Origin of the sequence: Actinoalloteichus fjordicus, from assembly GCF_001941625.1 — a bacterium.
GTDB classification, from domain to species: domain Bacteria; phylum Actinomycetota; class Actinomycetes; order Mycobacteriales; family Pseudonocardiaceae; genus Actinoalloteichus_A; species Actinoalloteichus_A fjordicus.
In genome coordinates, this window is the sequence record NZ_CP016076.1 from 761,510 (window position 1) to 787,142 (window position 25,633).

The window sequence follows — 25,633 nt, forward strand, 5'->3', positions numbered from 1 at the left end:
CGACCGATGGTCAACCTGGTGAACCTGTCCGAGGTGTCGAAGTCCTATGGCGTGCGCGCGCTGCTCGACAGCGTGTCGCTGGGCATCGGTCGCGGTGAGCGGGTCGGCGTCGTGGGACTCAACGGCGGCGGCAAGACGACGCTGTTGGAGGTGATGGCGGGCATCGAGCCGCCGGACTCCGGTCGGGTCGCCCACAGCTCTGACCTGCGGATGGCCGTGGTGACCCAGCGCACCGAGCTGCCGGAGGGCTCGACGGTTCGGCAGGCGATCCTCGACCCGCTCGGCTACGCGGCCGAGCACGAATGGGCCTCGGACGCGCGGGTGCGCGGCATCCTCGACGGGCTGGGCATCACCGCCAGAGGCCTGGACACGCCGGTCGGCACCTTCTCCGGCGGCGAGCGTCGTCGGGTGGCGCTGGCCGCCGCCCTCGTGCAGGAACTCGACCTCATCGTGCTGGACGAGCCGACGAACCATCTGGACATCGAGGGCGTCCGCTGGCTGGCGGACCACCTGATCGCCAGACGCTGCGCGCTGATCGTCGTCACGCACGATCGCTGGTTCCTCGACACGGTCTGCACCAGGACCTGGGAGGTCGTCGGCGGCGGCGTCGAGCAGTACGAGGGCGGCTACGCCGACTGGATCTTCGCTAGGGCGGAACGGGCCAGGCAGGCCGACGCCGCCGAGGACCGACGTCGCAATCTGGCCCGCAAGGAACTCGCCTGGCTGCGCCGTGGTGCGCCTGCGCGCACCTCCAAGCCCCGCTACCGCATCGACGCCGCCGAGACGCTGATCTCCGACGTGCCGCCGCCGCGCGACACCGTCGAGTTGCTGACCTTCGCCAAGCGGCGCCTCGGCCGCACGGTGCTGGAGCTGGAGAACGTCGACCTGCGGGCAGGCGACCTGACGATCGCCGAGGACGTCACCTGGCGGATCGGGCCCGGCGACCGGGTCGGGCTCGTCGGCGTCAACGGCTCCGGAAAGACCACCCTGCTCCGGATGCTCGCGGGGGATCGGGAGCCCGCCTCGGGCCGTCGCATTCAAGGCCAGACGGTGCGGCTGGCGCATCTCACTCAGGAACTTCACGACCTGCCCGCGAAGCTGCGGGTGCTGGAGGCCGTCGAGGAGGTCGCCACCCGCGTCACCCTGGGCAAGCAGGATCTCTCCGCCGCGCAGCTCGCCGAGCGGCTCGGCTTCCCCAAGGGCAGGCAGTGGACGCCGGTGGGCGACCTCTCCGGCGGCGAGCGACGCAGGCTCCAGCTGGTGCGCCTGCTGATGGCCGAGCCGAACGTCCTACTGCTCGACGAGCCGACGAACGACCTCGACATCGACACCCTGCAACAACTGGAGGACCTGCTCGACTCCTGGCCGGGCACGATGGTGGTCGTCTCGCACGACCGGTATCTGATCGAGCGGGTCTGCGACAAGGTGGTGGCGCTCTTCGGCGATGGAGTGGTGACCGACCTGCCGGGCGGAATCGACGAGTACCTGCGTCGGCGGGAACGGATGCTCGCCCAGCCGAAGGCGGCGGCCTCGGCGCCTGCGGGTTCTACGTCGGGCGGAGCCGCCCCGACCGAGTCCGAAGGAGCCGCCCCAGGCGCGGCCTTGTCGGCTGCGGACACCAGGGCGGCGCGCAAGCAGCTCGCGAAGCTGGAGCGCCGGATCGCGACCCTGGACAAGAAGGAGGCCACCCTCAACCAGGCCCTCGCCGACGCGGGCAGCGACACCGGGCGCCTGATGGACCTCGATGCGGAACTCCGCGAGGTCAAGGCGGAGAAGTCGCAGATCGAGGAGGAATGGCTGCTGGCCGCAGACGCGCTGGAGGGGTGAGAGGCGGCTGACGACGGGGGGCGCGGCTCTCCCGGGCGCCCGGCGAATCCCGACAGCCTGTGAGAAGACCGGACCTGCCTTGGCCGGACCGGTGGCACGGTGACTCACCGAGCAGACGCGACGCGTGAGCTAACGTGTCGTTTTGGTCACCGAGGTCGGTGTGTGGATTCGGTAGGGGTACGAACGGCTCAGCCCGAGGTGCTGCGGTCCACGACGGTGGCAGATCTGGCGATCATCGAGCTTACGAGGTCTTCGCCGGCACAAGATCGTGTTCTCGCCGGTCGAAATCTGCTGATGATCCACCTGCACGACCGCGCTGGCATCACCCACATCGACAGCGCCCGGTCATCCCTGACTCAACCGGTGATTGACCTCGGCCAGCCACTGGCGGTCCCAGGTGAGGCGGCTGGCGCGCAGGTCGTCCAGTACCTCCTCGACCCATCGCAGCTCGGCCTCGGTGAGGGTACGCAGGTATTCGTGCTCGAGAAAGAGCAGCCTCGGCAGGCCCAACCGTTCCGCTGCGGCGGCTTCGTCGTCGGCCCGGTTCAGCTTCTCCTGGAGCGTACGCACCCGTTCGGCCAGCAGTTCGATCGCGAGTTCCGGTGTGAGGCTGGGCAACGCTGCGATCGCGACCGGGAACTCCGGGAACTCCCGGGCGGGTGCGCTCAGCATGGTGCGCAGCCACGCATCGAGAGTGGTGCGGCCGGACTCGGTGAGTCGGTAGACGGTGCGTTCGGGACGGCCTGGTTCCTGCTCGACCCGATGCACCTCGATCAACTCCTCGCGCAGCAACCCGTCCAATGTCTGATAGATGCTGTTGCGCTGAGCGATGTTGACGATCCGATCCTTCTGCCGATCGGCGATCAGACGTTGCATGCGGTAGGCGTGCATCGGCTCCTCATCGAGCAGCTGCAACACCTGCACTGACAGCGGTGATCGGCGTCGAGCCCGCGAGGTCATCGGCACTCCTGCTTTCCTGCTGCGCGTCGGAGGGTTGGCCGCCCTCGCCATTCTATGTATAGTCATATTATGACTATCGATCGTGCGACCACGGCATTGATCATCGGCGGAGGAGTGGCGGGACCGGTCGCTGCGGCTGCCCTGGCTCGGGTAGGGGCGGAGCCGATCGTCCATGAAGCCCACGCGGGTCCGGCGGATCAGCTCGGTGCCTTTCTCACTGTGGCACCCAACGGTCTGGCCGCCCTGCGGGCCGTCGGGATGGTGGAACGGGTTCGTGCTGCCGCCAGCTTCGCCACCACTCGTACCGAGTTCGTCAACGGCAACGGACGCCGCCTCGGTCTGCTCGGGGATGAATCTCAGTTGGCTCCGGAACTGCGTAGCGTGACGATCACCCGTGCGGCCCTGCAGCGCGTGGTCACTGACGCAGCGATCGAGCAGGGGGTGAGCTTCGAGTACACCAAACGGCTGCGAAGCTATACCGACGACGGCGACCAGGTCACCGCCACATTCACCGACGACACCAGCGCCGCAGGCGATCTGCTGCTCGGTGCCGATGGCATCCACTCCGCAGTGCGCCAGACGCTCAGTCCCGATGCGCCGCAGCCCACCTACACCGGCCTCCTGGGGATCGGCGGATTCGTCCCCGCGGTGGACATCCCTGCGACGCCGCATGAGACGGTCCGCATGGTCTTCGGTGCCCGGGCGTTCTTCGGCTATCAGTGCGAGCCCGACGGACGCACCTTCTGGTTCGCGAACCTCGGGAACAGTGAGCGCAGCGTCGAGGAGATCGCAGCGCAGGGCGATGAGACGTGGCGGGCGCACGCATTCGAGCTGTTCGATGGCGATCTAGTTGAGCTCACTCGGATCATGGAGGCAGCCGATCTCGGTCAGTTCCGGCCGAAGGGAACCTACGACCTCCTTTCCCTGCCCCGCTGGCACCGGGGCCGAGCTGGGCTCCTCGGAGACGCAGCACACGCTGTCTCCCCCTCCAGCGGGCAAGGCGCATCTCTGGCCTTCGAGGATGCCCTCGAACTAGCTCGCCAGGTGCGCGTCCACGGCGGAGCACCCGCGGCGCTGGCGGCCTACGAACGGGCCCGCCGCGATCGGGTTGAGCGGATCGCAGCCGTGGGCCGTAGGCGCGGGGCGCAGAAGGCGGGCTCCGCGCACCCGATCGCCCTGGCGATACGTGATACGTCGATGCGCATGGCCTTTGCGATGATCCGTCGGTTCGGATCTCAGCGGTGGATAACCGATTACCGCACCGATCTCGCCGACGCCCATCAGGAGATCTCATGAACGCACGCCCCTCGTATCTCCCCGCTGTGCACTGGCCAGGGCGCAGGGTGGCTGCGGCCGTGGGATTCTCCGATTCGTAATTTCAGGGCGACCGATAGCGCCTTCGCTGCCGACGGTGTCTCAGGCGGTGCCGTCTCGGCAGTCTCGCCATCTCGATGAGGTGGCGAAGCTGATCAGGCCGTCGGCGTCACCGACTCGCAGGTGCAGCGCGGCCTCGCCGATGACGGTGTGCCGATCACTGCAAGTCATCCGCATCGCTCGCGCAATCCGGAAGCTCACGAACCCGGAGTGATCGGTGCACGTGTCGATACCCGGTGGCCTGGCCCGCGTGGCGGCCGGCATTCTGGGCTGCCTACTGCCGGGCGATCGCGGGGCATGGGCTCGGGGCCGGTGGACTCGACCGGGCCTGTCGACCTGAGCAGCGCCGATCGAGACCGGTCTGAGCGCACCGGACCGGCTGGGCTTCAGACCGATACCGAGAATGTCGATCCGGCTGAGCGTTACCAGGAGTGGATCGCCGAGCTGCGGGGACGCGGTGTGCACGTCGGCCCGGCCACGGTGGTCCGAATGAGCAGACTGCGGAACGGGCGATTGGTCTGGCTGGAGAAGGGCGGCTCGCGTGGGAGGGCTCGGGCATATTCATGACCCAGCTAGAATCAGGGATTTCCGTTCCGTTGGAATCCGTGAAGAACAGATCGTCGACCTGTTGTTTGCTCTTCTTGAATGCGGGAGCTGCGGGCCTGGGATCAGGAGTATCAAGATGCCTTCGACCGGGCGGACTTCTCGACCGCCGGGTTCGCTTCCCGTGAGGCGGAGAATGTCTGGATCGAGAAGAGTCGGCGGTTGGCTGAGCGGCTCAAGGCCGAATCTCCGGTCGTCTCTCGTGTCTACTATCGAGCGAACGGTGTGATACCCAAGGGAGACTGTGTGTTCTGACCCGCCACCCCGCCCCACCGCTCAGCGCGTATGAAACCGGTTCTGCGCCGCTTCGAGTCCCTCGGTCATCAGGGCCTCGACCGCGTCGGCGGAGTGGTCCACGAAGAAGGGCAGTTCCTTGCGCTCCACCGTGGAGAAGTCGCGCAGCACGAACGCCGCCGGGTCCATCCGGCCGGGCGGCCTGCCGATGCCGCAGCGCACGCGCAGGTAGTCCTTGGTGCCGAGTGAGGAGGTGATCGAGCGCAGGCCGTTGTGGCCGTTGTCGCCGCCGCCGAGCTTCATCCGCACCGTGCCGAACGGCAGGTCCAACTCGTCGTGCACCACGATCACCGAGGCGGGCGGGATCTTGAAGAACCGGACCGCGCCCGCGACGGCGCCGCCGGAGAGGTTCATGTAGGACTTCGGCTTGGCCAGCGCCGCCCGGCGGCCCGCGAGCCTGCCCTCCACGAGTTCGGCCGAGCTCTTGTGGCTCTTGAACTTCCCGCCGACCCTGGTGGCCAGCTCGTCGAGCACCATGAATCCGATGTTGTGGCGGTTGCCCGCATACGAGGGTCCGGGGTTGCCCAACCCGACGACGAGGGCGAGCTGCTGTTGATCCACTGACTTCTTCTCTCCGGCTCGGGCCGCGAGGGTCTGCTGCACACGGTCCAGGAACGCGTCGACATCGTCTTCGTGATAGCCGCGGGTGCCCCAGGGCGACCGCGAGAACGTGACGGTCTCGACCTCGGCAGAGGTGAGGCTCTCCCGCCCCTCCTGCGGCCGACCTTCCAGCGTGCGGGCGACCTGCTCGAGGAAGGCGTCCACCTCGCCGACGTGATAGCCGCGCCGGAGCAGGTCTGCTCGCGCGAAGGTGACTTCGCGGACCTGCGCTGCGGTCAGTTCCATGCCGGTCCCCTCGACGGGACGAGGGCGGCACACTCGCGCTGGAGTGTGCCGCCCTCGTCGACGCGAACTTCCTCGGGTGGCTCGCCCACCGGTCGACGCCGCGCGTTACGCATGCGCCGCGTCGGCTCGGATCAGCTCTCCGATGCCTCGCCGTTCTCCTCGGCGCCCTCGGCTGCCTCGGGAGCCTCGGCGTCCATCTGCGCTGCGGTCGGGGCCGCGTTGACGGACACGATCAGCGTCTCCGGGTCCGTGACCAGCTCGACACCGGCGGGCAGCGCGACCTGGGACGCGAGCACGTGCGTGCCCTCGGTGGCGCCTTCGACGGAGACCTCGAACTGCTCCGGGATGTTCAGGGCGTCGGCGGCGACCTCGATCACGGTCACGTCCTGGTTGACCAGGGTGCCGGGGCCTGCGTCACCGTTGACGATGACGGGGACCTCGATGCTGACCTTCTCGCCGCGCTGGACGAGCAGCAGGTCGACGTGCTCGATGTAGTTCTTCAGCGGGTGGACCGTGACGGTCTTGGTCAGCGCCAGCTCGGGCGTGCCGCCTGCGAAGTCCAGCGAGAGCACCGCGTTACGGCCGTGCTCGCGGACCACCCTGGCGAACTCCAGCGCGGGCAGCGACAGGTGCTTGGGGTCGGAGCCGTGACCGTAGAGGACGGCCGGGATCTTTCCCGCGCGACGGGTGCGGCGGGCGGCACCCTTGCCGAACTCGGTGCGCGTTTCAGCGGCAAGACGTACCTGGGACACGGGATTGCACTCCTTGCGACATCGGGTGACGTGAGACGGTGGGCGGCTGCGGCGGTGAGGCGCGCGAAACGAGACACAATGCGGCCGAATCAACCGCCGCGTCAATCACGCCAGGTGAAGAACCCGGCCTCGCCGAGGCAACCTGAATAGTGTAGGCCGACCGTTCACGGCCCGGTACTCGGGGTGCCGACGGTCGCGCCGGGGGCGCGAACGCATCACGGCGCGGAGCGGCCTGCTCACACCTTAGTGGGTACGAACGTGGCGCCGCCGAGATCGAGAGAACGACGGATCGGCGGCTCTGACATCGGACCCGGTGCCGTCGGGCTCCGCGAGACCGGCCCGGGGAGGCAGGCCAGGGGAGAGCGGATCGCGGCGGAGCGGTGCGCCGCCCCGAGATGAGGAGACGCCGCAGGTCACGACCCCTACGGTGCGAGCCCCGCCCCCGCGGGCCCCCGGTACGCCCCCGAGGCGCACTCGGTGCCGACGCCGCCTGCCTGCCGCCCGTGGCGGTGGCGTCGACGACCACACCGGGAGGGCCGCCCGCCAGGGGCGCAGTGGGCCGTGTCAGCACGCTCGGTGATCATTGTGGACTCACCGTGTGCCGACGGTTAATTTCTCCCTATGTCAGCAGACGTCGAACCACTAGAGGCCGTCCCGCCACAGGGTTGGCGGGCGCGACTGCGCCAGGTCGGGCCCGGCATCATGGCCGCGGCGACCGGCGTGGGGGCCGGGGACCTCGTCGCGACCCTGGTCGCGGGGGCGCGGTTCGGATACATCCTCTTCTGGGCGGTCATCGTCGGCACGATCTTCAAGATCGCGCTCGCCGAGGCGACGGGGAGATGGCATGTGACGTCCGGGCGCACGATCCTGTCCGGATGGCGTCAGCTCGGCCGCTGGGCACTGGGGTACTTCGGCATCTACGCCGCCATCTGGGGCTTCGTGTACGGGGCCACGGCGATGTCGGCCTCGGCCCTGCCGCTCAACGCGTTGTTCCCGGTACTCGACGTGCGGTACTGGGGAATGATCTGCGGCGCCCTCGGCCTGGCGATCGTGTGGTTCGGCCGCTATGCGCTGCTCGAGCGGATCATGACGATCTTCGTCGGCATCATGTTCGTCACCGTGGTTGGCACCGCGATCCTGGTGGTGCCGAACATGACCGCGCTGGCAGGCGGACTGCTGCCCCGGCTCCCTGAAGACTCCCTGATCTACGTGCTCGGCCTGATCGGCGGCGTCGGCGGCACGATCACGATGGCCTCGTACGGCTACTGGACGATGGCCAAGGGCTGGCGGACGCCGAAGTGGCTCGGCATGATGCGCTTCGACAACACCGTCGGCTACATCACCACCGGCGTCTTCGTGGCCTCGATGCTCATCGTCGGTGCCGAGCTGCTGGCAGGCATGGACCTCCGGTCGGGAGACGGCGGGCTGCTGACGCTGGCCGACGTCCTCGCCGACGACTACGGCCAGTGGGCGCGCATCCCGTTCCTGGTCGGTTTCTTCGCCGTGGCGTTCAGCTCCGTGATCGGCGTCTGGAACGGCGTCAGCCTGCTGGTCAGCGACTGGTGGCGGGTCTGGCGTCTCGGGAAGCACGAGAGCGAGAAGGTCGACGACGAGCGGCACTACGACCAGTACGCGGGCGCCCGCACCCCGATCTACAAGGGCTACCTGCTCTGGCTGACCTTCCCGCCGATGACGTTGTTGTTCCTGGACCAGCCGTTCCAGCTCGTCATCGTCTACGGCGTCCTCGGGGCGTTGTTCATGCCCTTCCTCGCCGGGACGCTGCTGGTGCTGCTCAACTCGAAGTCCCTCGATGCCAGGTATCGCTCGCGCTGGCTGTCGAACACGCTGCTCGGACTGTGCGTGCTGTTGTTCGCGGTGATCTCGGTCAACCAGATCATCGGCGCCTTCTCGGGCTGACGGCTGCCGGATCGAAAGACGGGCGGGGCGGTCCTGAAGAGGACCGCCCCGCCCGCTTTCGTGTCGCGCCGATCCGTCAGGCGTTGCCGCCGAACAGACTGGTCACCGAGTCGTCCTCGAAGACGGCCTGGATCGCCCGCGCCAGCAGCGGGGCGATGGAGAGCACGGTCATGGTCGGAAACCGCTTCTCGTCGGGGATCGGCAGCGTGTTGGTGAACACGACCTCGCGGGCTCCGCAGCCTGCGAGCCGCTCGGTCGCGGGCGACGAGAGCACGCCGTGCGTCGCGGCGATCACCACGCCGGAGGCGCCCGCCTCCAGCAGCGCGTCCACCGCCTTCACGATCGTCCCACCGGTGTCGATCATGTCGTCGATGACGACGCAGAGCCTGCCCTTGACCTCGCCGACGATCCGGTTGGCCACCGCCTGGTTGGGCTTGAACGGGTCCCGGGTCTTGTGGATGAAGGCGATCGGCCTGCCGCCGAGCTGATCCGCCCACTTCTCCGCGAGACGAACCCGTCCGGCGTCCGGCGAGACCACGGTGATCTCCTCGTCCGCGTAGGTCGTCGCGACGTGCTCCGCCAACAGGTTCTGCGCCAGGAGGTGGTCCACCGGTCCGTCGAAGAACCCCTGGATCTGCGCGGTGTGCAGATCCATCGTCATGATCCGGTCCGCGCCCGCGGTCTTGAACAGGTCCGCGATCAGCCGCGCCGAGATCGGCTCACGTCCCCGGTGCTTCTTGTCCTGCCGCGCATAGGGGTAGAACGGCATGATCACGGTGATGCGCTTGGCGCTCGCCCGCTTCAGGGCGTCCACCATGATCAGCTGCTCCATCACCCACTGGTTGATGGGCGCGGTGTGGCTCTGGAGCACGAAGGCGTCGGAACCCCGCACCGACTCCTCGAAGCGCACGAAGATCTCGCCGCTCGCGAAGTCGTATGCCGACTGCGGGGTCACCGAGACGTTGAGGTACTTGGCGACCTCGTCGGCCAGCTCCGGGTACGCCCGCCCGCTGAACAGCATGAGGTTCTTCTTCGGCGTTCCTGGTTTCGGGCTCATGTTCGCTCCCCGGTCTCGTCCTGCGCGGAATCACGGCTGGTCTCCGGGGCCCTCGCCCGTGCTGCGGCGTCGGCGGCGGGGGTGCCCGGCCTGCGCCGGGTCACCCAGTCCTCGATGTTGCGTTGCGGGCTGCCGGAGACGGCGAGCGCACCGGGCGGCACGTCCCGCCGCAGCACCGTTCCCGCGCCCGTGTAAGCACCGTCGCCGACGGTGATGGGCGCGACGAACATGTTGTCCGAGCCGGTGCGGACGTGGGAGCCCACCACGCTGCGGTGCTTGGCGATGCCGTCGTAGTTGACGAACACGCTGGCCGCGCCGATGTTGCTGTGCTCGCCGATGGTGGCGTCGCCCACGTAGCTCAGGTGCGGGACCTTGCTGCCCGCGCCGATGTCGGAGTTCTTCACCTCGACGAAGGTGCCGATCTTGCCGCCCGCGCCGAGCCGGGCGCCGGGTCGCAGGTAGGCGAACGGGCCGACCGAGGCGTTCTCGGCGATCTGGGCCTGCGTGCCGTGGGTCCGCACGACCGAGGCGCCCGCCCCGATCACCGTGTCGGTGAGGTCGGTGTCCGGGCCGACGGTCGCGCCCTCGCCGACCGAGGTGGTGCCGCGCAGCCGGACGCCGGGCTCCAACAGCACGTCCCTGGCCAGCTCGACGTCGATGTCCAGCCATACCGAGGCCGGGTCGACGACGGTGACGCCTGCGCGCATCCAGCCCTCCACCAGCCTGCGGTTCAGCTCGGCTCCCAGCCGGGCCAGCTGCACGCGGTCGTTCACCCCCTCGACCAGCCAGCGATCCACACAGGTCGACGCGCCCACCCGGCCGCCGTCCCCGCGCGCGATGGCGAGCACGTCGGTCAGGTACAGCTCGCCCTGGACGTTGTCGGTCCGCAGCCTGCCGAGTCCGTCGCGCAGCACTGCCGCGTCGAAGGCGTAGACGCCCGAGTTGACCTCGGTGATCTCGCGCTGGCTTTCGGTCGCGTCCTTGTGCTCCACGATGCCGGTCACCGCGCCGTCGGCGTCCCGGAGAACTCGGCCGTAACCGGTCGGGTCCGGCAGCTCGGCGGTGAGCACCGTCACCGCGTTGCCCGCCGCCGAGTGCTCGGCGAGCAGGGCGGCGAGGGTGTCGGTGTCCAGCAGTGGCACGTCGCCGTAGCTCACGAGGACGGTTCCGGTGAGCCCCGCAGGCAGCTCCGCGAGCGCGCAGCTCACGGCGTGGCCGGTGCCCTTCTGCTCGTCTTGCACGGCGGTGGTGAGCGGTCTGCCGATGCGGTGACCGACCGCGTCGAGATGGTCGGTCACCTGCTCTCTGCCGTGTCCGACGACCACGACGAGGTGGTCGGGGTCGAGGCCGGATGCCGCGTGTACCGCGTGCTCCACCAAGGCACGTCCGGCGATTCGATGCAGCACCTTCGGCGTCGCGGATCTCATGCGGGTGCCTTCACCCGCCGCGAGGATGACGGTGCTGATCGGGCCGGTGGACTCGCCGGAGGAGGCTCGGGGGGCTGGGCCGCCCTGGAGCATCAGTGCTTCCCTTCCGCGCTGAATAGGTCACCGTGGGTAGGTTCCGGCCGCCCGGGTTCCTGGAGTCTCGTCGTCGTTCCCCGCAGATCCCGTTGACGGGCAGCGGCGAGGGCGCGACCGGACTCCCTGAATCGGCGACGGCCGGACCAGGCACAGAGGCAGGCTCGTGCTCGGCACGGATGCTGCCGATCCTAAGGGCTGTTCCGGAGTGCTCCCGGCTGCCCCGACGCGAAGGAGGGGATTCGGCGAGCGTGGTCGGCGTCGCTGGTCAGGAGGGCGTGTCGGGTTCCACGACGTCCTCGAACCCGAGCGAGACCGTCGGACGCTGGGCGAATACCCGACTGCCGCCCCCGCGCTTCGCCTGATACATCGCGGCGTCCGCACGGGTGAGGGCGTGCCCGCTGCCCTCTTGATGTGTGACGGCCACGACTCCGACCGACAGCGTGACGCCCCGCGACAGGTCCTGCGGCAGTTCGCGCACGGCCTCCACCGCCCGCCCCAGCGCCGCCTCGGCATCGCCGAGCGTCGTGGCGGGCATGAGGACGACGAACTCGTCGCCGCCGTAGCGCGCGACGACGTCGCCCGCTCGGAGGGTGTCGCGCAGCGTGCTGGCAACGACGCGCAGAACGTCGTCGCCCTCGGCGTGCGAACAGCGATCGTTGACACCCTTGAAGCCGTCGAGATCGCAGAGTGCCACCGACAGCGGATGCGCGTCGGAATCGACGATGAGCAGGTCCATCCGCTCGTCGAGCGCGCGCCGATTGGCCAGGCCGGTGAGCGGGTCCTGGAGCGCCTGCCGGGTGATGTCCCCGTGCTGCCTGCGAAGCCGTTCGTGATCCCGGCGGGAGATCAGCGTGGCCATCCGCACCTCGCGCAGCATCCACAGCTCGCTCTCCAGCGCCGCGTTGTACTGGCTCAGCGCGGTGGTCGCCGCCGGTCCGTCGTCCGGGCCGCAGAGCCGGGCGAACTCCCTGATCAGCGAGAGCTGCAACGGCGGCTCCGACGGGTCGCCGACCATCTCGCGGCGGGCGTGCCGGAGCACCTCCAGCGCCTCGTCGTGGTCGCCGTCGTGTTCGAGGCAGCGGGACAGCGCCAGCGAGGTGATCAGCAGCTCGCGCGGGTAACGCGACCGTTGGAGGAGCTTGTCGAGTCGGGGGACGTGTTCGCCGCCGGGCTTGGCCAGGGCGTGCGCGGAGCCGACCACGGGCACCTGGTCGGCGGCGAGCTGATCGCGATGACTCCTGGGATGCAGCGAGTCTCGCCACGGGGTCTCCACCGAGACCGCGATGGCCGAGGCGAGGGCGAACCGCCCGGCCGCGTCGTCCATCCGATCGGCCCGCTCCAGCCGGAGGCCCCAGCCCACCAGCATCCTGGTCCGATTGATCAGATGCACCGAGATCTGATGCGGTCCGCCGCTGCTGCGGATGAACTCGTCGGCCCGCGTCATCTCCTCGTCGGCCATCTCGTAGACCCCGAGTTGGGTGAGCACCAGGGCGATGTCCTGTAGCGCCAGCGACACCTGCCGTTCCCACGCGCGTCGGCCCATCAGCGGATCGGGGGAGAGCTTGCCGTTGAGCATCGCCAGGGCCTTGGCGGTCTCGTCGAGGGTGACCTCGTGGTTGTTCACCAGTATCATCCGGCGGGCCAGCAGCGCGCGGCCGTCGGCCTCCATCACCGTCAGCCCGTGGCGCCGGGAGTGGGAGATCAGCTCGTCGAGCAGTGGGTCCGCCAGTTCGACGTGTCCCTTGGTGACCAGGCGGATGACGGCCGAGGCTCTGAGGAGCTGGGCGACCAGGCTCGGCTCGCCCCGTCGACGTCCTTCGTCGAGAAGCTCGTTGATCTCGTCGGCCGTGGAGAACTGCTGCTGCTGATCGTTGACCTGCGAGGCGACGATCAGCTCATGGGCACGCGCGATCAGCCAGGCATCGGATCGCTCGCTGGGCTCAGGCGAGACATCTCGCTGTCCGACCGACTCCCTGTGCAGTGCTCTACACCCCCTGGCGGCCATCCCCTGCCGAGTACTTCGACGGTGCCGAGTGCTCCCTTGGGCGTCTGATGCAGGTCGGGCACCGACCTGCGACGCTCCGCCGCCAGGATTCGAACCTGGACTATCGGAACCAAAATCCGAGGTGCTGCCGTTACACCACGGCGGACCGCACGACGGGGCGTCGTGCACGGCGTCACGACATGAAGTCGCGCCCGTACATGGTGACATGACCGGGGTCCGCCGGTCATGGCGGCTGCCCGAACGTCTCCTCTTTCCTGGCCGGTCTCGTCGGGTTCTCGGCGAGACCGGCGAATCGGAGCCGAAGCGACGACGGGTCCGGCGCCCACGGCCGGACGGGTTCGTCGGCTCGTCCTCGTCGGGTCGTCGGCGTGACGTCATCGGGTCTGGAGACCTGCCGTCGCCGTCCGCGTCGTTGGTCGAAAACGCGGCCGTGACGGCCCGAACCGCCTCGCCGAGTCGGGACCCGATTACGAAGCTGATTCAGGTCTGTTCGGACGGCCGACCAGCGGGTAATCCGATCTGGCCGCCGGGACTGGCCAAGGTGTCCGCCGTAACCTACGCTGGCGTAGGTTACGGTTCCGTAGCCGTAACTTCGGTGCACTTCGACCGCTTCGCCGATGTGATGAGGGACGCCCATGACGAGTACGCTCGATGCCCCTAGGACCGAACGAGGCCGATCACCGAAGCCGGTGATCTCCGGGCGACGACGCGATTCCGCGCAGTTCGGCATCTACGTCTTCGTGATCCTTCCTTTCCTCGCCTTGTTCGCCGCGGTCCCCTTCGCCTGGGGCTGGGGGCTGAGCTGGGTGGACGTCGGCCTCGGCGCCGCGTTCTTCGTCATCTCGGGCCTGGGGATCACCGCGGGCTTCCACCGGTACTTCACGCACGGCTCGTTCAAGGCGAATCGGCCGCTGCGCATCGGCCTCGCCATCGCGGGCAGCATGGCGCTGCAGGGCCCGGTGATCACCTGGGTCGCCGATCACCGCAGGCACCACGCGTTCTCCGACAAGGAGGGCGACCCGCACTCGCCGTGGATGTTCGGCACGTCCCCGGTGGCCCTGGCCAAGGGGTTCTGGCATGCCCACATGGGCTGGCTGTTCGAGCGTGACCTGACCAACACGCAGCGGTTCACCCCCGACCTGCTGGCCGATCCCGACATCGCCAGGGTGCAGCGTCAGTTCGGCCTGTGGACCGTGGTGAGCCTCCTGCTCCCCGGCGTGCTCGGCGGTCTGATCACCTGGTCCTTCTGGGGCGCGTTCACCGCCTTCTTCTGGGCGGGACTCGTCCGGGTCGGACTGCTGCACCACGTGACCTGGTCGGTGAACTCGATCTGTCACATGGTCGGCGAGCGCCCGTTCCAGGCCAGGGACAAGTCGGCGAACTTCTGGCCGCTGGCGATCCTGTCCTTCGGCGAGTCGTGGCACAACCTGCACCACGCCGACCCGACCTGCGCGCGCCACGGCGTCCAGCGCGGTCAGATCGACATCACCGCCCGGCTCATCTGGATCTTCGAGAAGTTCGGCTGGGCGACGAAGGTGCGCTGGCCCACCACCCAGCGGCTCGCCAGGATCTCGGCGAACGAGGAATGATCGAGTCGGTCCGCAGGCCAGATGCTCTGACCTCCCACGAGGCTGCCGGGCCACCCCTTAGGCTGAACCAGATGTCGGGGCGACGAGCGCGGGTGCAGACCGGGTCGGAAGCGGTGGCGAGACCGCCGCGCCCCGCCAGAGTGCGGATGACGGGCAAGGAACGACGGCGGCAGCTCCTCGACGTGGGCCGGGAGCTGTTCGCGGAGAAGGGCTTCGAGGCGGCCTCCATCGAGGAGATCGCTCATCGGGCAGGCGTCAGCAAGCCGGTCGTCTATGAGCACTTCGGCGGCAAGGAGGGCATCTACGCGGTCGTGGTGGACCGCGAGATGGAGCAGCTCCTCGACCGCATCGTCTCGGCACTCTCGGCAGGCCATCCCAAGGAACTGCTCGAACAGGCGGCCGGGGCGCTGCTCGACTACATCCAGGACTCCAGCGACGGATTCCGCATCCTGGTGCGTGACTCGCCGGTCGCCAGCGCGACCGGCACTTTCTCCAGCCTGCTCAACGACATCGCCAGCCAGGTCGAGGACATCTTCGGCGAGCAGTTCGGCGCCAGGGGCTATGACACCGCCCTGGCCGCGCTCTACAGCCAGGCGCTCGTCGGCATGGTGGCGCTGACCGGCCAGTGGTGGCTGGAGGTGCGGACGCCGCCGAAGGACGAGGTCGCCGCGCACCTGGTGAACCTGGCGTGGAACGGCCTCTCGCGCCTCGAGCTGCACCCGGGCCTGCGCATTCGTGAGGATTGAGCCCGGCGGCAGACTTGTCGCCTGCGGGGACCGTGGGACACTGGACCTAGACCGACGGACGCCTGCGTGAGGAGGTGACTACTGTGAGTAGTGCTCTTTCGCATCATGATGATCCGTACTCTCTTGGTGACTGGGAGGGCCTGGAGCACGATCCCGAGGGCCCGAGGATCGAGCTGATCGGCGGCAGGCTGCACGTGACCCCCGCTCCGGCGCTCAGTCATCAGGCGTTCAGCGACGAGATCAGACGACTCGTCGACGATGCGCTCTGGGAGCACGACCGGCCCGACCTCATGGTGATCAGCGCCATCGGCGTCCGGCTCGCGCCCGGCATGGGATTCATCCCGGACCTCGCCGTCATCCGTGCACCGCAGGACGGCGCGACGAAGGTCGTGGCCTCGGACGTCTCCCTCGTCGTGGAGATCGTCTCGCCGCGCACCCGCAGGCAGGACCGGATGTCCAAGCCCGCCGCCTACGCGGAGGCGGGGGTGCCCTACTACTGGCGCGTCGAGCCGACGGTGGGCGAGCCGCCGACCGTCGTCTGCGGGGAGTTGGTCGACGGCGGGTACGTGACTCGCGTGATCATCGACGCCGACAACCCGGCGATCGTGACCTCGGCACCGGTGCCGGTTCCCGTGGACGTCGACCGCCTCTATTCCAGGGTCTTCCGCCGCAGTTCAGGGGTGTGAGCCCGGCACACTCGGCCTGCGATCCGCCGCCCTAGACGTCCGAGTCCGCGCAGTACGGACGTTCCTCGGGCAGTAGCGCCTCGGCTGCCGCGTGATCGCCCGCCCCGACCAGCCGGTGGATCTCCCTGGCCGTGGGGGTCACGTCCCTGAGCGAGACGATCCACTCGTCGACATACCGGGGAACCGCCGCCCCGATCAGACCGATCTGCACGGCTCGCCGATCCAGTCGCGCCAGGTGGAGATCGCGATCGGAGTCCCACTGGACTCGCACCGGACTCGCCGCGAGCCTGGCCCGCCAGGCCGCGCGATCGGCGTCGACGCCCGCGCGAAACGAACTCGGGCAGGAGTTGCGCAGTGCCCACTCGAAGCCGGACCGCCGCAGAGTGATCGCGAGGACGACCTCCTGGTCGGGCTTCGTCGCCCAGCCGCTCCGGTACATCATCCACAGGAACGACGGCTTGATCCAGGTCATCCGGCTCCGAGAGAACGGAGCGACGAAGGTGCCCGCCGCCAGCGCGGGCCGGGCGACTCGGGGCGAATACGCCTGGTAGACGACGATGGTCTCGTCGTCGTAGGCGGCGCGAATCCGGTGTTCCACGGGTCTGATGATCTATCGTCGCGCGGCGTCGGTCAGCTGATTTTCTTCCGGCCTCGCCCCGAGGCACGCCTGGTCGGTACGGGCCCGGGCGAGCGGGCGAGGGCGGTCCGTGAGAACGGACGGATACCGGGGCGGGGGAGAGGGCCCGGCCGATCCCGCCTGCCGATGTGCCGACCTTCGGATCTGAGACCCCGGCTTTGATCCCCGCTGTCCTGTTGAGCGGGGGATCATCTGCGGGCGTCGTCGTCGATCACCATGACTCCGTTCCTGACTCCCTCCGGTCGCCGTGCAGCTCATCCACGCTGCTCCGCGCTCACGACGGAGCCGCGCTCGCGACGAAGCGGGACCGAGGACAGACTCCGCACAGCGGCCGCAGCGCCGTCGCCACCCGGCAGCGCCGGACTGATCCGGTCGTGTTGCCGGGCAGCTGACGGGCCGGATACTCGGCCGGTATGAGCAGGTTGCAGCGGTATGAGCGGGTCTCCGCGCCGGTGCTGACCGTGCTGGCCCTGCTGTTCCTCGCCGTCTTCGCCGTCCAGGTCGTGTGGCTGGGCGCGCCTCGGTGGTCGCAGGTCGCCCTCGGCGTCGCGAACCTGCTGATCTGGCTGGTGTTCCTCGCCGACCTGATCGTGCGCTGCACCCTGTCCGAGCATCCCCTCCGCTTCCTGCTCACCCATCCGGTTGATGTTCTGGTCGTCGTGCTGCCGGTGCTCCGCCCGCTTCGGGTCCTGCGGGTGTTCGCGGCGGGCCAGCTGCTGCTGAGCCGTAAGGCCGGGGTGCTGCGAGCCGGTCAGGCCGTGGTCTTCGCGGTGGTCGTGCTCGTGGTCGTCGGCTCCCTGGCCGTCCTCGAGGCCGAGCGCTTCGTGCCCGGCTCGAACATCCACACCGTCGCCGACGCGCTGTGGTGGGCGATCACCACGGTCACCACCGTGGGCTACGGCGACGTCTACCCGGTGTCCGACGTCGGTCAGCTCGTCGCCGCGGCGCTCATGCTGGTGGGCATCTCCCTGCTCGGCGTGGTCACGGCGGGCATGTCCTCCTGGTTCATCTCCTCCTCCCGCGAAGGGGCACAGCGGTCGAGCGACGTCGTCATCGCGGCTCGGCTGTCCGGGCTGGAGAACGACCTCGGCAGACTGCTCGCCGCACAGGGCCTCGACCCGGCTCCTCGGCGGGGTGACGGCACGGCGCAGGCGGCTTCGTCGTCGACCGCTTCGGCCGCCGCCGCGCCGGAACCGACCCGCCGGGCAGACCTCACACAGGCGACGGACCGCTCCGCGCCGACCGCAGGCGCCGCTGCCGACTCCGCACCCGCTTCCTCGGCGGGGCCCGGCGACTCCCGGCCCGCCGACGCGCCGCCCCCGGACCCGCCCGCCGACTCCCCGCCCGCCGCCGGGCCGGTGTGACCTCGCACTCTCCGCTCGATGGGCCGCCCACACGGCGGCGCGGACACGGCAGGCGCAGGCGGTAATCCGCTGCCCCGTGCGGCCCGCCACCCGTACCCTGGACGGCGAGACCCCTCCCCGGCCTTGTCCAGGGCAGGGGTGTGTCGTGTTTGTCATCGCCTGAGGAGATCTCCCGTCGTGTCCGCTCCGCTCGCCGGGCTGCTCACCGCCCTCCTGGGCAGCAAGCCCTTCCAGAACCTCGTCGACGCGGCGGGCTCGGCCACCGTCGAACTCGGCGGTCCGCCCGCCCTGCGCACCCTGGTCGCCTCGGCGCTGGCCGCGGAGCAGGGCGCCGATCGCCCGGTGCTGCTGGTCACCGCGACCGGCCGCGAGGCCGAGGAGAGCGCCGCCGTGCTCGGCGACCTGATCGGACGCGACGTGGTCGCGGAGCTGCCCTCCTGGGAGACGCTGCCGCACGAACGCCTCTCGCCCCGCGCCGACACGGTGGGCCGCCGACTCGCGGTGCTGCGCAGACTGGCCCACCCGGAGCAGGACTCGCCGGACACCGGCCCGCTGCGGGTCGTCGTCACGACCGTCCGGAGCCTGATCCAGCCGCTGGCCCCCGGCCTCGGCGAGGTCGCGCCGGTTCATCTGCGCGTCGGTGAGGAACACGACTTCGCGAGCCAGGTCGAACGACTCGCGAACCTGGCCTACAGCCGGGTCGACATGGTGGAGAAGCGCGGCGAGTTCGCCGTGCGCGGCGGCATCCTGGACGTCTTCCCGCCCACCTGCGAGCACCCGCTGCGGGTGGAGTTCTGGGGCGACGAGGTCTCCGAGATCCGCGCCTTCGCGGTCGCCGACCAGCGCTCGCTGCCCGAACCGGTCGCGGAGCTGCTCGCCCCGCCCTGCCGAGAGCTGTTGATGACCGCTTCGGTTCGGGCCCGTGCCGAAGCTCTCGCGGCGGACCACCGGTCCGACGCCCAGCTCTCCGAGATGCTGGACAAGATCGCGGCGGGCATTCCCGTCGAGGGCATGGAGGCCCTGATCCCGGCGCTCTGCGAGGGCGAACTCGCGTTGCTGCCCGACCTGCTGCCTCGCTCGGCCCACGTCCTGCTGGCCGATCCCGAGAAGATCCGAGGCCGGGCCGCCGACCTGGTCCGCACCGGTCAGGAGTTCCTGGAGGCCTCTTGGATGGCGGCGGCGGGCGGCGGCGGTGCCCCCATCGACCTGGGCGCCTCCGCCTATCGGGACCTCGACGAGATCGAGCAGCACACCACCGCCTCCGGCCGCCCCTGGTGGACGCTGAGCCAGCTTCACCTCGACGCCGAGGACGGCGACGCGGGCGCCGAGATCGACCTGGTCGGCGGCGTGCGCGCCCTCCAGCTCGACATCCGCCCCGTCGAGGCCTATCGCGGCGAGGTCGAGCGCGCGTTCGCCGATCTGCGTGCCCACACGGCGGCGGGCGGGGCGGCCGTGCTGGTCTTTCCCGGCGCGGGAACGGCCTCGCGCGCCGCCGAGCAGCTCCGGGACGCTGACATCCCCGTCCGGCTGATCACCGACGGACTGCCCGAGGCGCCCGCGACCGGGCTCGTCACCATCGTGCGCGGCACCATGGAGGACGGGTTCATCGCGGCGGACCCGCTGCTGGTGGTGCTTACCGAGGCCGACCTGACCGGCGGGCGGGGCGGCACCTCCACCCGCGACATGCGGCGGATGCCGTCTCGGCGGCGCAACGCCGTCGACCCGCTGGGCCTCAGCGCTGGCGACTACGTCGTCCACGACAAGCACGGCATCGGCCGCTACGTGGAGATGTCGCAGCGCACCGTGGCGGGCGCGACCCGCGAGTACCTGGTTCTGGAATACGCCTCCAGCAAGCGGGGCCAGCCCGGCGACCGGCTGTTCGTGCCGACGGACCAGCTCGACGAGGTCTCCCGCTACGTGGGCGGGGAGCTGCCGACGCTGAACCGGCTCGGCGGCTCCGACTGGGCCAAGACCAAGACGCGGGCGCGTAAGGCCGTCAAGGAGATCGCCGCCGAGCTGGTCCAGCTCTACGCCGCCCGACAGTCCGCCCCCGGCCACGCCTTCGGGCCCGACACGCCCTGGCAGCGCGAGCTGGAGGACGCGTTCCCCTACACGGAGACCATCGATCAGCTCGCCGCGATCGACGAGGTCAAGGGGGACATGCGTCGGCCGGTGCCGATGGACCGGGTCATCTGCGGCGACGTTGGCTACGGCAAGACCGAGATCGCGGTGCGGGCCGCGTTCAAGGCGGTGCAGGACGGCAAGCAGGTCGTCGTCCTGGTACCTACGACGCTGCTCGCCCAGCAGCACCTCAACACCTTCAGCGAGCGGATGCGCTCGTTCCCCGTGGTGGTGAAGGGGATGTCGCGGTTCACCGACAAGATGGAATCCGACGAGGTGATCAACGGCCTCGCGGCGGGCGACGTGGACGTGGTGATCGGTACGCATCGGCTGTTGCAGACCGGCATCCGCTACAAGGACCTCGGCCTGGTGATCGTCGACGAGGAGCAGCGGTTCGGGGTCGAGCACAAGGAGCACATCAAGGCCCTGCGGACGCACGTCGACGTGCTGACCATGTCGGCGACGCCGATCCCCCGCACGCTCGAGATGAGCCTCGCGGGCATCCGGGAGATGTCGACCATCCTCACGCCGCCGGAGGAACGGCATCCGGTGTTGACCTATGTCGGCCAGTACGACGAGAAGCAGACGGGCGCGGCGATCCGCCGGGAGCTGCTGCGCGACGGCCAGGTGTTCTACGTGCACAACCGGGTCTCCTCGATCGAGAAGGCCGCGAAGCGGCTTCGGGAGCTGGTACCGGAAGCGAAGATCGTCATCGCCCACGGCCAGATGAACGAGGACCGGCTGGAGAAGGTCATCCAGGGTTTCTGGGAGCGGGAGTTCGACGTGCTGGTGTGCACGACGATCGTCGAGACCGGCCTGGACATCTCGAATGCCAACACGTTGATCGTCGAGCGCGGCGACATGCTCGGCCTGGCGCAGCTGCACCAGCTCCGGGGCCGGGTCGGCCGGGCACGGGAACGCGGATACGCCTACTTCCTGTACCCGCCGGAGAAGCCGCTGACCGAGACCGCGCACGATCGGCTGGCGACCATCGCACAGAACTCGGAGCTGGGCTCCGGCATGGCGGTGGCGATGAAGGACCTGGAGATCCGGGGCGCGGGCAACATCCTCGGCGCCGAACAGTCCGGGCACATCGCAGGCGTCGGCTTCGACCTCTATGTCCGGCTCGTCGGCGAGGCCGTCGCGGCGTTCCGCAAGCAGGCCGGGTCCGACGCGGGCGGCGACGCGGTGGAGGAGCCCGCCGAGGTGCGCATCGACCTGCCGGTCACGGCGCACATTCCGCACGACTACGTGGCGGGGGAGCGGCTGCGGCTGGAGGCGTATCGCAAGATCGCCTCGGCGGCGGGCGACTCGCCGCTGGACTCCCGCGAGCGGGTCTCCGCCGACGCCGAGGCGTTGACGGCGGTGCGGGCCGAACTGGTCGACCGCTACGGGCCGCCGCCGGTGGAGGTCGATCGACTGCTCGCGGTCTCGGCGTTCCGGCAGCTCTGCCGCCGGTACGGCGTCACCGAGGTGACCTTGCAGGGCAACGCGCTCCGCTTCGCCCCGATGGAGTTGCGGGACTCGCAGATCGTGCGGCTGGAGCGGCTGTACCCGAAGGCGACCTACAAGCCTGCGCTGCGGCTGGTCTCGCTGCCGCGCCCCACCGAGGGCGGTGCGGGCGGTCGGATCGGGGCGCCGCCGCTGCGTGACGAGGCGCTGCTGTCCTGGGCGGAGGGTTTCCTCTCGGCGATGGCCGGGGTTCCGGCGCCGGCTGCCGCATCTGCGGGCAACCGTTCGTGAGAGGGTGTTCTCGTGAGGACTCTTCCGGGACGCCCCGTTCGGTTGATCGTTGCGCTCTCCGCAGTGACGGGCCTGCTGCTGACGGGTTGTTCGACCCAGCCGAGCAGGACCGGTGCGGCAGCGATCGTCGGTGATCACGCGGTGATCTCGCTGGACGACGTGCAGACCCGGCTCGACGCGATCTACGAGCGCGAGCCGGACCTGCGCTCGCAGCTGATCGAGCAGGGCCAGATCGACGACGTGTCGCGCAGCATCGTCACCCTCTCGGTGCGGCATCGCCTGATCAGCGAGTTCGCCGAGCAGGAGGGCATCTCGGTCGACGAGCGCGAGGTCGACGCGATGATCGAGCAGAGCGGCGGTGCGCAGGCTGCGGTGATGGGCACGCCCTTCACCGAGGAGAGTCTTCGTTCCGACGTCACCGATCAGCTGTTGCTGAGCCAGGTGGGCGACGAGTACCTGGGACGGGTGCGGGTCGTCTTCGACTTCGTGCAGGCCACCAGCCGCGAGCAGGCGGTCGAGCTCGCCGAGCAGCTCGCGGCCGAGCCCGACCGGGTCGCCGAGATCATCGAGGAGAGCAGCGCGGCCGGGCTGCCCGGCGGCATGCAGCAGCCGCTCACGCCCGCCGAGAGCCCGGCGCTGGCCGCGACGGCCCTGTTCGGCACCGCCGAGGGCAATGTGGTCGCCTTCGAGACCCAGCCGCAGAGCGGTCAGTGGATGGTCGCGGTCATCCACGAGCGCGAGATCCTGGAGAACGCCGACCCGGCGGCAGCAGGCCAGGTCGACCCCTCGATGAGTGCGCAGTTCGGTCTCCGGATGCTGGGTGCGGCCTCGCAGGACGCGCAGATCGAGGTCAACCCCCGTTACGGCGTGTGGGACCCGACGACGGTGCAGGTGGCGCCGTCCGAGGGCGAGGCAGGCGGACTGATCTTCCCGGTGGCCGGGTCCGCCCCGCGCGACTGACCGGCAGGCTCTCGGCGACGACCGCATGACGACGACCTCGACGAACCCGCCGCCCGGGTCACCGTCCCTCGCGCCCGGCACCGCCGTGGTGGTCCGCACGCCACGGCTCGGCGCCGTGCTGCCCGCCGCCGCCCTGACGCTGCTCCGGGGTGCCGCCGAGGTGTACGCCGATCCCGGCCTGCCGTCGGAGGTCCGGCGGCAGCTGGACGCCGCGGTGCCGCCTCCCGTCGCCGAGCTGGTGGAGCGGGCGCGGCGGGCGGCGATCGTGCTGATCACCGACGTCGTCGAGTCCGAGCACGCCGAGGCGCTGTCCGAGGCGGGTGCCCCGGTCGTCGTCGGCGTCGAGCCGTCCGGCGCTCGACTCCTGGACGCGGTCGAGGTGATGGACCGGCTCCGGTCGCCCGGCGGCTGTCCGTGGGACGCCGAGCAGACGCACCTGTCGCTGCGCCAATACCTGGTCGAAGAGGCCTATGAGCTGCTGGAGGCTCTGGAGGACGAGGACCGGCCTGCCCTGCGGGAAGAACTCGGCGACGTCCTGCTCCAAGTGTTGTTCCACGCGCGGATCGCCGCCGAGGACACCCACGAGCCCTTCGACGTGGACGCGGTGGCGGCGGAGCTGGTCACCAAGCTCGTCGGCAGGCATCCCCACGTCTTCGCCGAGTCCGATGACGAGGTGGTCGACGCGGCGAGCCAGCAGGGCCGCTGGGAGGAGCTGAAGCAGGTCGAGAAGCAGCGCACGTCCAGCATCGACGGCGTCGCGCTCGGCCAGCCCGCCGTCGCCCTGGCGGCGAAGCTCGCCCAGCGCACCGGGCGGGCGAGACTGCCCGCCGATCTGCTGCCTGCCGGTGACGCCGTCGGCGAGCGACTGTTCCGCGCCGCCGCTCTCGCCCGGCGCGAGGGCGGCGATCCCGAGGATGCGCTGCGGGCCGCCGCCCGCGCATTCGCCGGGCGCGTGCGTGCGGCGGAGGACGCGGCCAGGGCAGCCGGACTGGACCCGGCCGCGCTGAGCGAGGCGGACTGGCGAGAACACTGGCCGGGAGAGGCCTGACCCGATCGCCGAGGCGGCTCGGCTCCTCCCCGCCGCGTTCGCGCTGCCGGACCTCGGCGCTGACCCGCTCAGGACACGAACTGGCTGAGAATCAGGACGACCGCCAGTCCGGTGAGGCCGACGGCCGTCTTCATCACCGTCCACGACCTCAGCGTGTCGGCGACTGACATGCCGAAGTACCGGTTCGCCATCCAGAACCCCGAGTCGTTCACATGCGAGAACGCCGTGCCGCCACAGGCGATGGCGATGCAGGTCAGCGCCAGCATGGGACCGCCGAGGTCCATGCTCTCGGCCAGTGGTGCGGTCAGGGTCGCCCCGGTGATCATCGCGACGGTGCCGGAGCCCTGGGAGATCCGGATCAATGCCGAGGTCAGGAAGCCGAACAGCACGATCGGGATGTTCCACTCCTGCATCGCGTCCGCCAGCACCTCGCCCAGCCCCGACTCGACGAGGAAGCCGCCGAACACGCCGCCCGCCCCGGTGATGAGGATGATCACGCCTGCGGGCGCGAGGGCCCTGGTCGCCATCTTCTGCAGCTCGTCGCCGGACGAGCCGCGCCGCACGCCGAAGAAGTAGAGCGTGTAGAGGCAGGTCAACAGCAGTGCGATGACCGGGTGCCCGATGAAGGCCAGTGCGGTGTGCGGGGCACTGCCCTCCTGCAGCAGCAGGCTTCCCGTGGTGCCGCCCAGGATCAGGACCAGCGGCAGCAGCAGCGCGCCCACCACGGAGAGGAAGCTCGGGAGTTCTCGGACGGGCTCCTCAGCGGGTGACGGCGAGCCGGGCGAAGTCGGGCCTGCGGACTGCCCGGAGCCCGAGGTCGAGTCGGCGTCCGGAGTCGCGGCGGCGGGCGCGCCATCGGAGGACCTCCCGCCCGCCACCACCGGGCTGGGCGCCGCGATGTCCTCGGGCACCGGGACGAAGATCCGCTTCGAGATGAAGCGGCCGAAGATCGGTCCGGCGACGAGCATCGCGGGCAGTCCGCAGATCACGCCGAAGAGGATCACCAGACCGAGATCGGCGTTCATGATCCCGGCGGTGGCGATGGGGCCCGGCGTGGGCGGGATGAAGGTGTGCGTGACGCTCAGACCGGCACACAGCGGAATCCCGTAGAAGAGCAGGGACCGGCCGGTCCGGCGCGCGATGCTGTAGAGCATCGGCACCAGGATGACGATCGCGACGTCGATGAACACCGCGATCGACACCAGGAACCCCGCGAAGCCCAGCCCCCAGGCGACGTTGCGGTCGGAGAACCGGTCGATGAGGGTCGTCGCGAGGCGCTCGGCGGCGCCCGCCCGTTGCAGCACCTCGCCGAAGATCGCGCCGAGCCCGATGACGAGTGCGACCTGACCGAGGGCGCCGCCCATCTGATCGACCATGAGATCGACGAGTGCGACGGGCTGCATGCCGGTCGACAGGCCGAAGCCGATGCTTGCGATCAGCAGCGCGACGAACGGCTGGAACTTGAACTTGATGACGAGTAAGAGAAGCAGGCCTATCGCGAGACCGGCGGCGGTCAACATCCAAGCAGTGCTCTGCATGACATCCTCGTTGATGTGTCGTTTCGTCGTCGGCCTGCCGCCG

The 25,633-nt window shown here is 69.7% G+C and carries 20 protein-coding genes, 1 tRNA gene and 1 pseudogene; 11 read left to right on the forward strand and 11 right to left on the reverse strand.

The window, feature by feature from the left end; translation table 11 throughout:
* The first annotated feature begins 6 nt into the window (after positions 1-6).
* On the forward strand, positions 7-1,827 hold the full coding sequence (locus UA74_RS03590) for an ABC-F family ATP-binding cassette domain-containing protein (RefSeq protein WP_075763806.1): 1,821 nt from the start codon (positions 7-9) through the stop codon (positions 1,825-1,827).
* Between the two features lie 345 nt (positions 1,828-2,172).
* Here UA74_RS03590 and UA74_RS03595 read toward each other — a convergent pair whose 3' ends face one another.
* Positions 2,173-2,787: a PadR family transcriptional regulator gene (locus tag UA74_RS03595; protein WP_075763807.1), complete on the reverse strand. Its 615-nt coding sequence runs from the start codon at positions 2,785-2,787 to the stop codon at positions 2,173-2,175.
* Between the two features lie 69 nt (positions 2,788-2,856).
* Between UA74_RS03595 and UA74_RS03600 the strand changes: the two genes are divergently transcribed.
* On the forward strand, positions 2,857-4,083 hold the full coding sequence (locus UA74_RS03600; protein WP_075738899.1) for an FAD-dependent oxidoreductase: 1,227 nt from the start codon (positions 2,857-2,859) through the stop codon (positions 4,081-4,083).
* Positions 4,084-4,203: 120 nt separating this feature from the next.
* Here the strand turns inward: UA74_RS03600 and UA74_RS33960 are convergent, their stop codons facing one another.
* On the reverse strand, positions 4,204-4,332 hold the full coding sequence (locus UA74_RS33960) for a hypothetical protein (protein WP_257787497.1): 129 nt from the start codon (positions 4,330-4,332) through the stop codon (positions 4,204-4,206).
* A 474-nt stretch (positions 4,333-4,806) separates the two neighbouring features.
* On the opposite strand from UA74_RS33960, the gene UA74_RS03610 reads away from it, so the two are divergent.
* Positions 4,807-5,019, forward strand: a complete 213-nt coding sequence (locus UA74_RS03610; protein WP_075738903.1) for a hypothetical protein — start codon at positions 4,807-4,809, stop codon at positions 5,017-5,019.
* A 21-nt stretch (positions 5,020-5,040) separates the two neighbouring features.
* Here UA74_RS03610 and pth read toward each other — a convergent pair whose 3' ends face one another.
* The 3 genes and pseudogenes from pth to UA74_RS03630 form a co-directional block, all read right to left on the reverse strand.
* A complete protein-coding gene (gene pth / locus UA74_RS03615; protein WP_075743361.1) occupies positions 5,041-5,619 on the reverse strand; it encodes an aminoacyl-tRNA hydrolase in 579 nt (192 codons plus the stop codon).
* A 39-nt stretch (positions 5,620-5,658) separates the two neighbouring features.
* A pseudogene (locus tag UA74_RS34110) lies at positions 5,659-5,904 on the reverse strand (DivIVA domain-containing protein); the annotation flags it as partial.
* A 131-nt stretch (positions 5,905-6,035) separates the two neighbouring features.
* On the reverse strand, positions 6,036-6,656 hold the full coding sequence (locus UA74_RS03630) for a 50S ribosomal protein L25/general stress protein Ctc (protein WP_075738905.1): 621 nt from the start codon (positions 6,654-6,656) through the stop codon (positions 6,036-6,038).
* A 621-nt stretch (positions 6,657-7,277) separates the two neighbouring features.
* Here UA74_RS03630 and UA74_RS03635 point away from each other — a divergent pair.
* Positions 7,278-8,573 carry an Nramp family divalent metal transporter gene (locus UA74_RS03635; RefSeq protein WP_075763808.1) on the forward strand — a complete coding sequence of 432 codons (1,296 nt, stop codon included), beginning with the start codon at positions 7,278-7,280 and terminating at the stop codon, positions 8,571-8,573.
* Positions 8,574-8,649: 76 nt separating this feature from the next.
* Here UA74_RS03635 and UA74_RS03640 read toward each other — a convergent pair whose 3' ends face one another.
* The 4 genes from UA74_RS03640 to UA74_RS03655 all read right to left on the reverse strand — a co-directional run bounded on the left by UA74_RS03640 (position 8,650) and on the right by UA74_RS03655 (position 13,303).
* Complete coding sequence (locus UA74_RS03640) at positions 8,650-9,630, reverse strand: ribose-phosphate diphosphokinase (protein ID WP_075738909.1); 981 nt, start codon at positions 9,628-9,630, stop codon at positions 8,650-8,652.
* On the reverse strand, positions 9,627-11,150 hold the full coding sequence (glmU, locus tag UA74_RS03645) for a bifunctional UDP-N-acetylglucosamine diphosphorylase/glucosamine-1-phosphate N-acetyltransferase GlmU (protein ID WP_075738911.1): 1,524 nt from the start codon (positions 11,148-11,150) through the stop codon (positions 9,627-9,629). Before glmU ends, UA74_RS03640 begins: the two co-directional genes overlap by 4 nt.
* Positions 11,151-11,418: 268 nt before the next feature.
* Positions 11,419-13,158: a sensor domain-containing diguanylate cyclase gene (locus tag UA74_RS03650; RefSeq protein WP_075738913.1), complete on the reverse strand. Its 1,740-nt coding sequence runs from the start codon at positions 13,156-13,158 to the stop codon at positions 11,419-11,421.
* A gap of 74 nt (positions 13,159-13,232) precedes the next feature.
* Positions 13,233-13,303, reverse strand: a tRNA-Gln gene (locus UA74_RS03655).
* A gap of 490 nt (positions 13,304-13,793) precedes the next feature.
* Here UA74_RS03655 and UA74_RS03660 point away from each other — a divergent pair.
* The 3 genes from UA74_RS03660 (at position 13,794) to UA74_RS03670 (ending at position 16,179) form a co-directional block, all read left to right on the forward strand.
* The gene (locus UA74_RS03660; RefSeq protein ID WP_075738915.1) at positions 13,794-14,747 is read left to right on the forward strand and encodes an acyl-CoA desaturase; all 954 of its coding nucleotides are present in this window, start codon (positions 13,794-13,796) and stop codon (positions 14,745-14,747) included.
* 146 nt (positions 14,748-14,893) lie between these two features.
* Entirely contained in the window at positions 14,894-15,493 is a 600-nt protein-coding gene (locus tag UA74_RS03665; protein ID WP_075763809.1) for a TetR/AcrR family transcriptional regulator, read from the forward strand.
* Between the two features lie 83 nt (positions 15,494-15,576).
* Complete coding sequence (locus tag UA74_RS03670; protein WP_075738919.1) at positions 15,577-16,179, forward strand: Uma2 family endonuclease; 603 nt, start codon at positions 15,577-15,579, stop codon at positions 16,177-16,179.
* Positions 16,180-16,210: 31 nt separating this feature from the next.
* Here the strand turns inward: UA74_RS03670 and UA74_RS03675 are convergent, their stop codons facing one another.
* The gene (locus tag UA74_RS03675; protein ID WP_075763810.1) at positions 16,211-16,777 is read right to left on the reverse strand and encodes a DUF4291 domain-containing protein; all 567 of its coding nucleotides are present in this window, start codon (positions 16,775-16,777) and stop codon (positions 16,211-16,213) included.
* 452 nt (positions 16,778-17,229) lie between these two features.
* Here UA74_RS03675 and UA74_RS03680 point away from each other — a divergent pair, with 452 nt between their 5' ends.
* From UA74_RS03680 to UA74_RS03695, 4 genes are all read left to right on the forward strand, one after another.
* Complete coding sequence (locus UA74_RS03680) at positions 17,230-18,180, forward strand: potassium channel family protein (protein WP_075738923.1); 951 nt, start codon at positions 17,230-17,232, stop codon at positions 18,178-18,180.
* A 177-nt stretch (positions 18,181-18,357) separates the two neighbouring features.
* Complete coding sequence (gene mfd / locus UA74_RS03685) at positions 18,358-22,044, forward strand: transcription-repair coupling factor (protein ID WP_232237614.1); 3,687 nt, start codon at positions 18,358-18,360, stop codon at positions 22,042-22,044.
* 12 nt (positions 22,045-22,056) lie between these two features.
* On the forward strand, positions 22,057-23,004 hold the full coding sequence (locus UA74_RS03690) for a SurA N-terminal domain-containing protein (protein ID WP_075738925.1): 948 nt from the start codon (positions 22,057-22,059) through the stop codon (positions 23,002-23,004).
* 25 nt (positions 23,005-23,029) lie between these two features.
* Positions 23,030-24,052, forward strand: coding sequence for a MazG family protein (locus UA74_RS03695; protein WP_075738927.1), 1,023 nt, complete (start codon positions 23,030-23,032; stop codon positions 24,050-24,052).
* A 68-nt stretch (positions 24,053-24,120) separates the two neighbouring features.
* Here UA74_RS03695 and UA74_RS03700 read toward each other — a convergent pair whose 3' ends face one another.
* Entirely contained in the window at positions 24,121-25,590 is a 1,470-nt protein-coding gene (locus tag UA74_RS03700; RefSeq protein ID WP_075738929.1) for a GntP family permease, read from the reverse strand.
* Positions 25,591-25,633: the final 43 nt, after the last annotated feature.

Bases quoted from the DNA above. Each gene is read 5' to 3' on its own strand.
- UA74_RS03660 (WP_075738915.1), top strand. From the start codon at position 13,794: ATGACGAGTACGCTCGATGCCCCTAGGACCGAACGAGGCCGATCACCG.
- UA74_RS03665 (WP_075763809.1), top strand. From the start codon at position 14,894: ATGACGGGCAAGGAACGACGGCGGCAGCTCCTCGACGTGGGCCGGGAG.
- UA74_RS03595 (WP_075763807.1), bottom strand. From the start codon at position 2,787: ATGACCTCGCGGGCTCGACGCCGATCACCGCTGTCAGTGCAGGTGTTG.
- UA74_RS03610 (WP_075738903.1), top strand. From the start codon at position 4,807: ATGCGGGAGCTGCGGGCCTGGGATCAGGAGTATCAAGATGCCTTCGAC.
- UA74_RS03635 (WP_075763808.1), top strand. From the start codon at position 7,278: ATGTCAGCAGACGTCGAACCACTAGAGGCCGTCCCGCCACAGGGTTGG.
- UA74_RS03695 (WP_075738927.1), top strand. From the start codon at position 23,030: ATGACGACGACCTCGACGAACCCGCCGCCCGGGTCACCGTCCCTCGCG.
- UA74_RS03700 (WP_075738929.1), bottom strand. From the start codon at position 25,590: ATGCAGAGCACTGCTTGGATGTTGACCGCCGCCGGTCTCGCGATAGGC.
- glmU (WP_075738911.1), bottom strand. From the start codon at position 11,150: ATGCTCCAGGGCGGCCCAGCCCCCCGAGCCTCCTCCGGCGAGTCCACC.
- UA74_RS03680 (WP_075738923.1), top strand. From the start codon at position 17,230: ATGAGCAGGTTGCAGCGGTATGAGCGGGTCTCCGCGCCGGTGCTGACC.
- UA74_RS03590 (WP_075763806.1), top strand. From the start codon at position 7: ATGGTCAACCTGGTGAACCTGTCCGAGGTGTCGAAGTCCTATGGCGTG.
- UA74_RS03600 (WP_075738899.1), top strand. From the start codon at position 2,857: ATGACTATCGATCGTGCGACCACGGCATTGATCATCGGCGGAGGAGTG.
- UA74_RS33960 (WP_257787497.1), bottom strand. From the start codon at position 4,332: ATGACTTGCAGTGATCGGCACACCGTCATCGGCGAGGCCGCGCTGCAC.
- UA74_RS03650 (WP_075738913.1), bottom strand. From the start codon at position 13,158: ATGGCCGCCAGGGGGTGTAGAGCACTGCACAGGGAGTCGGTCGGACAG.
- UA74_RS03640 (WP_075738909.1), bottom strand. From the start codon at position 9,630: ATGAGCCCGAAACCAGGAACGCCGAAGAAGAACCTCATGCTGTTCAGC.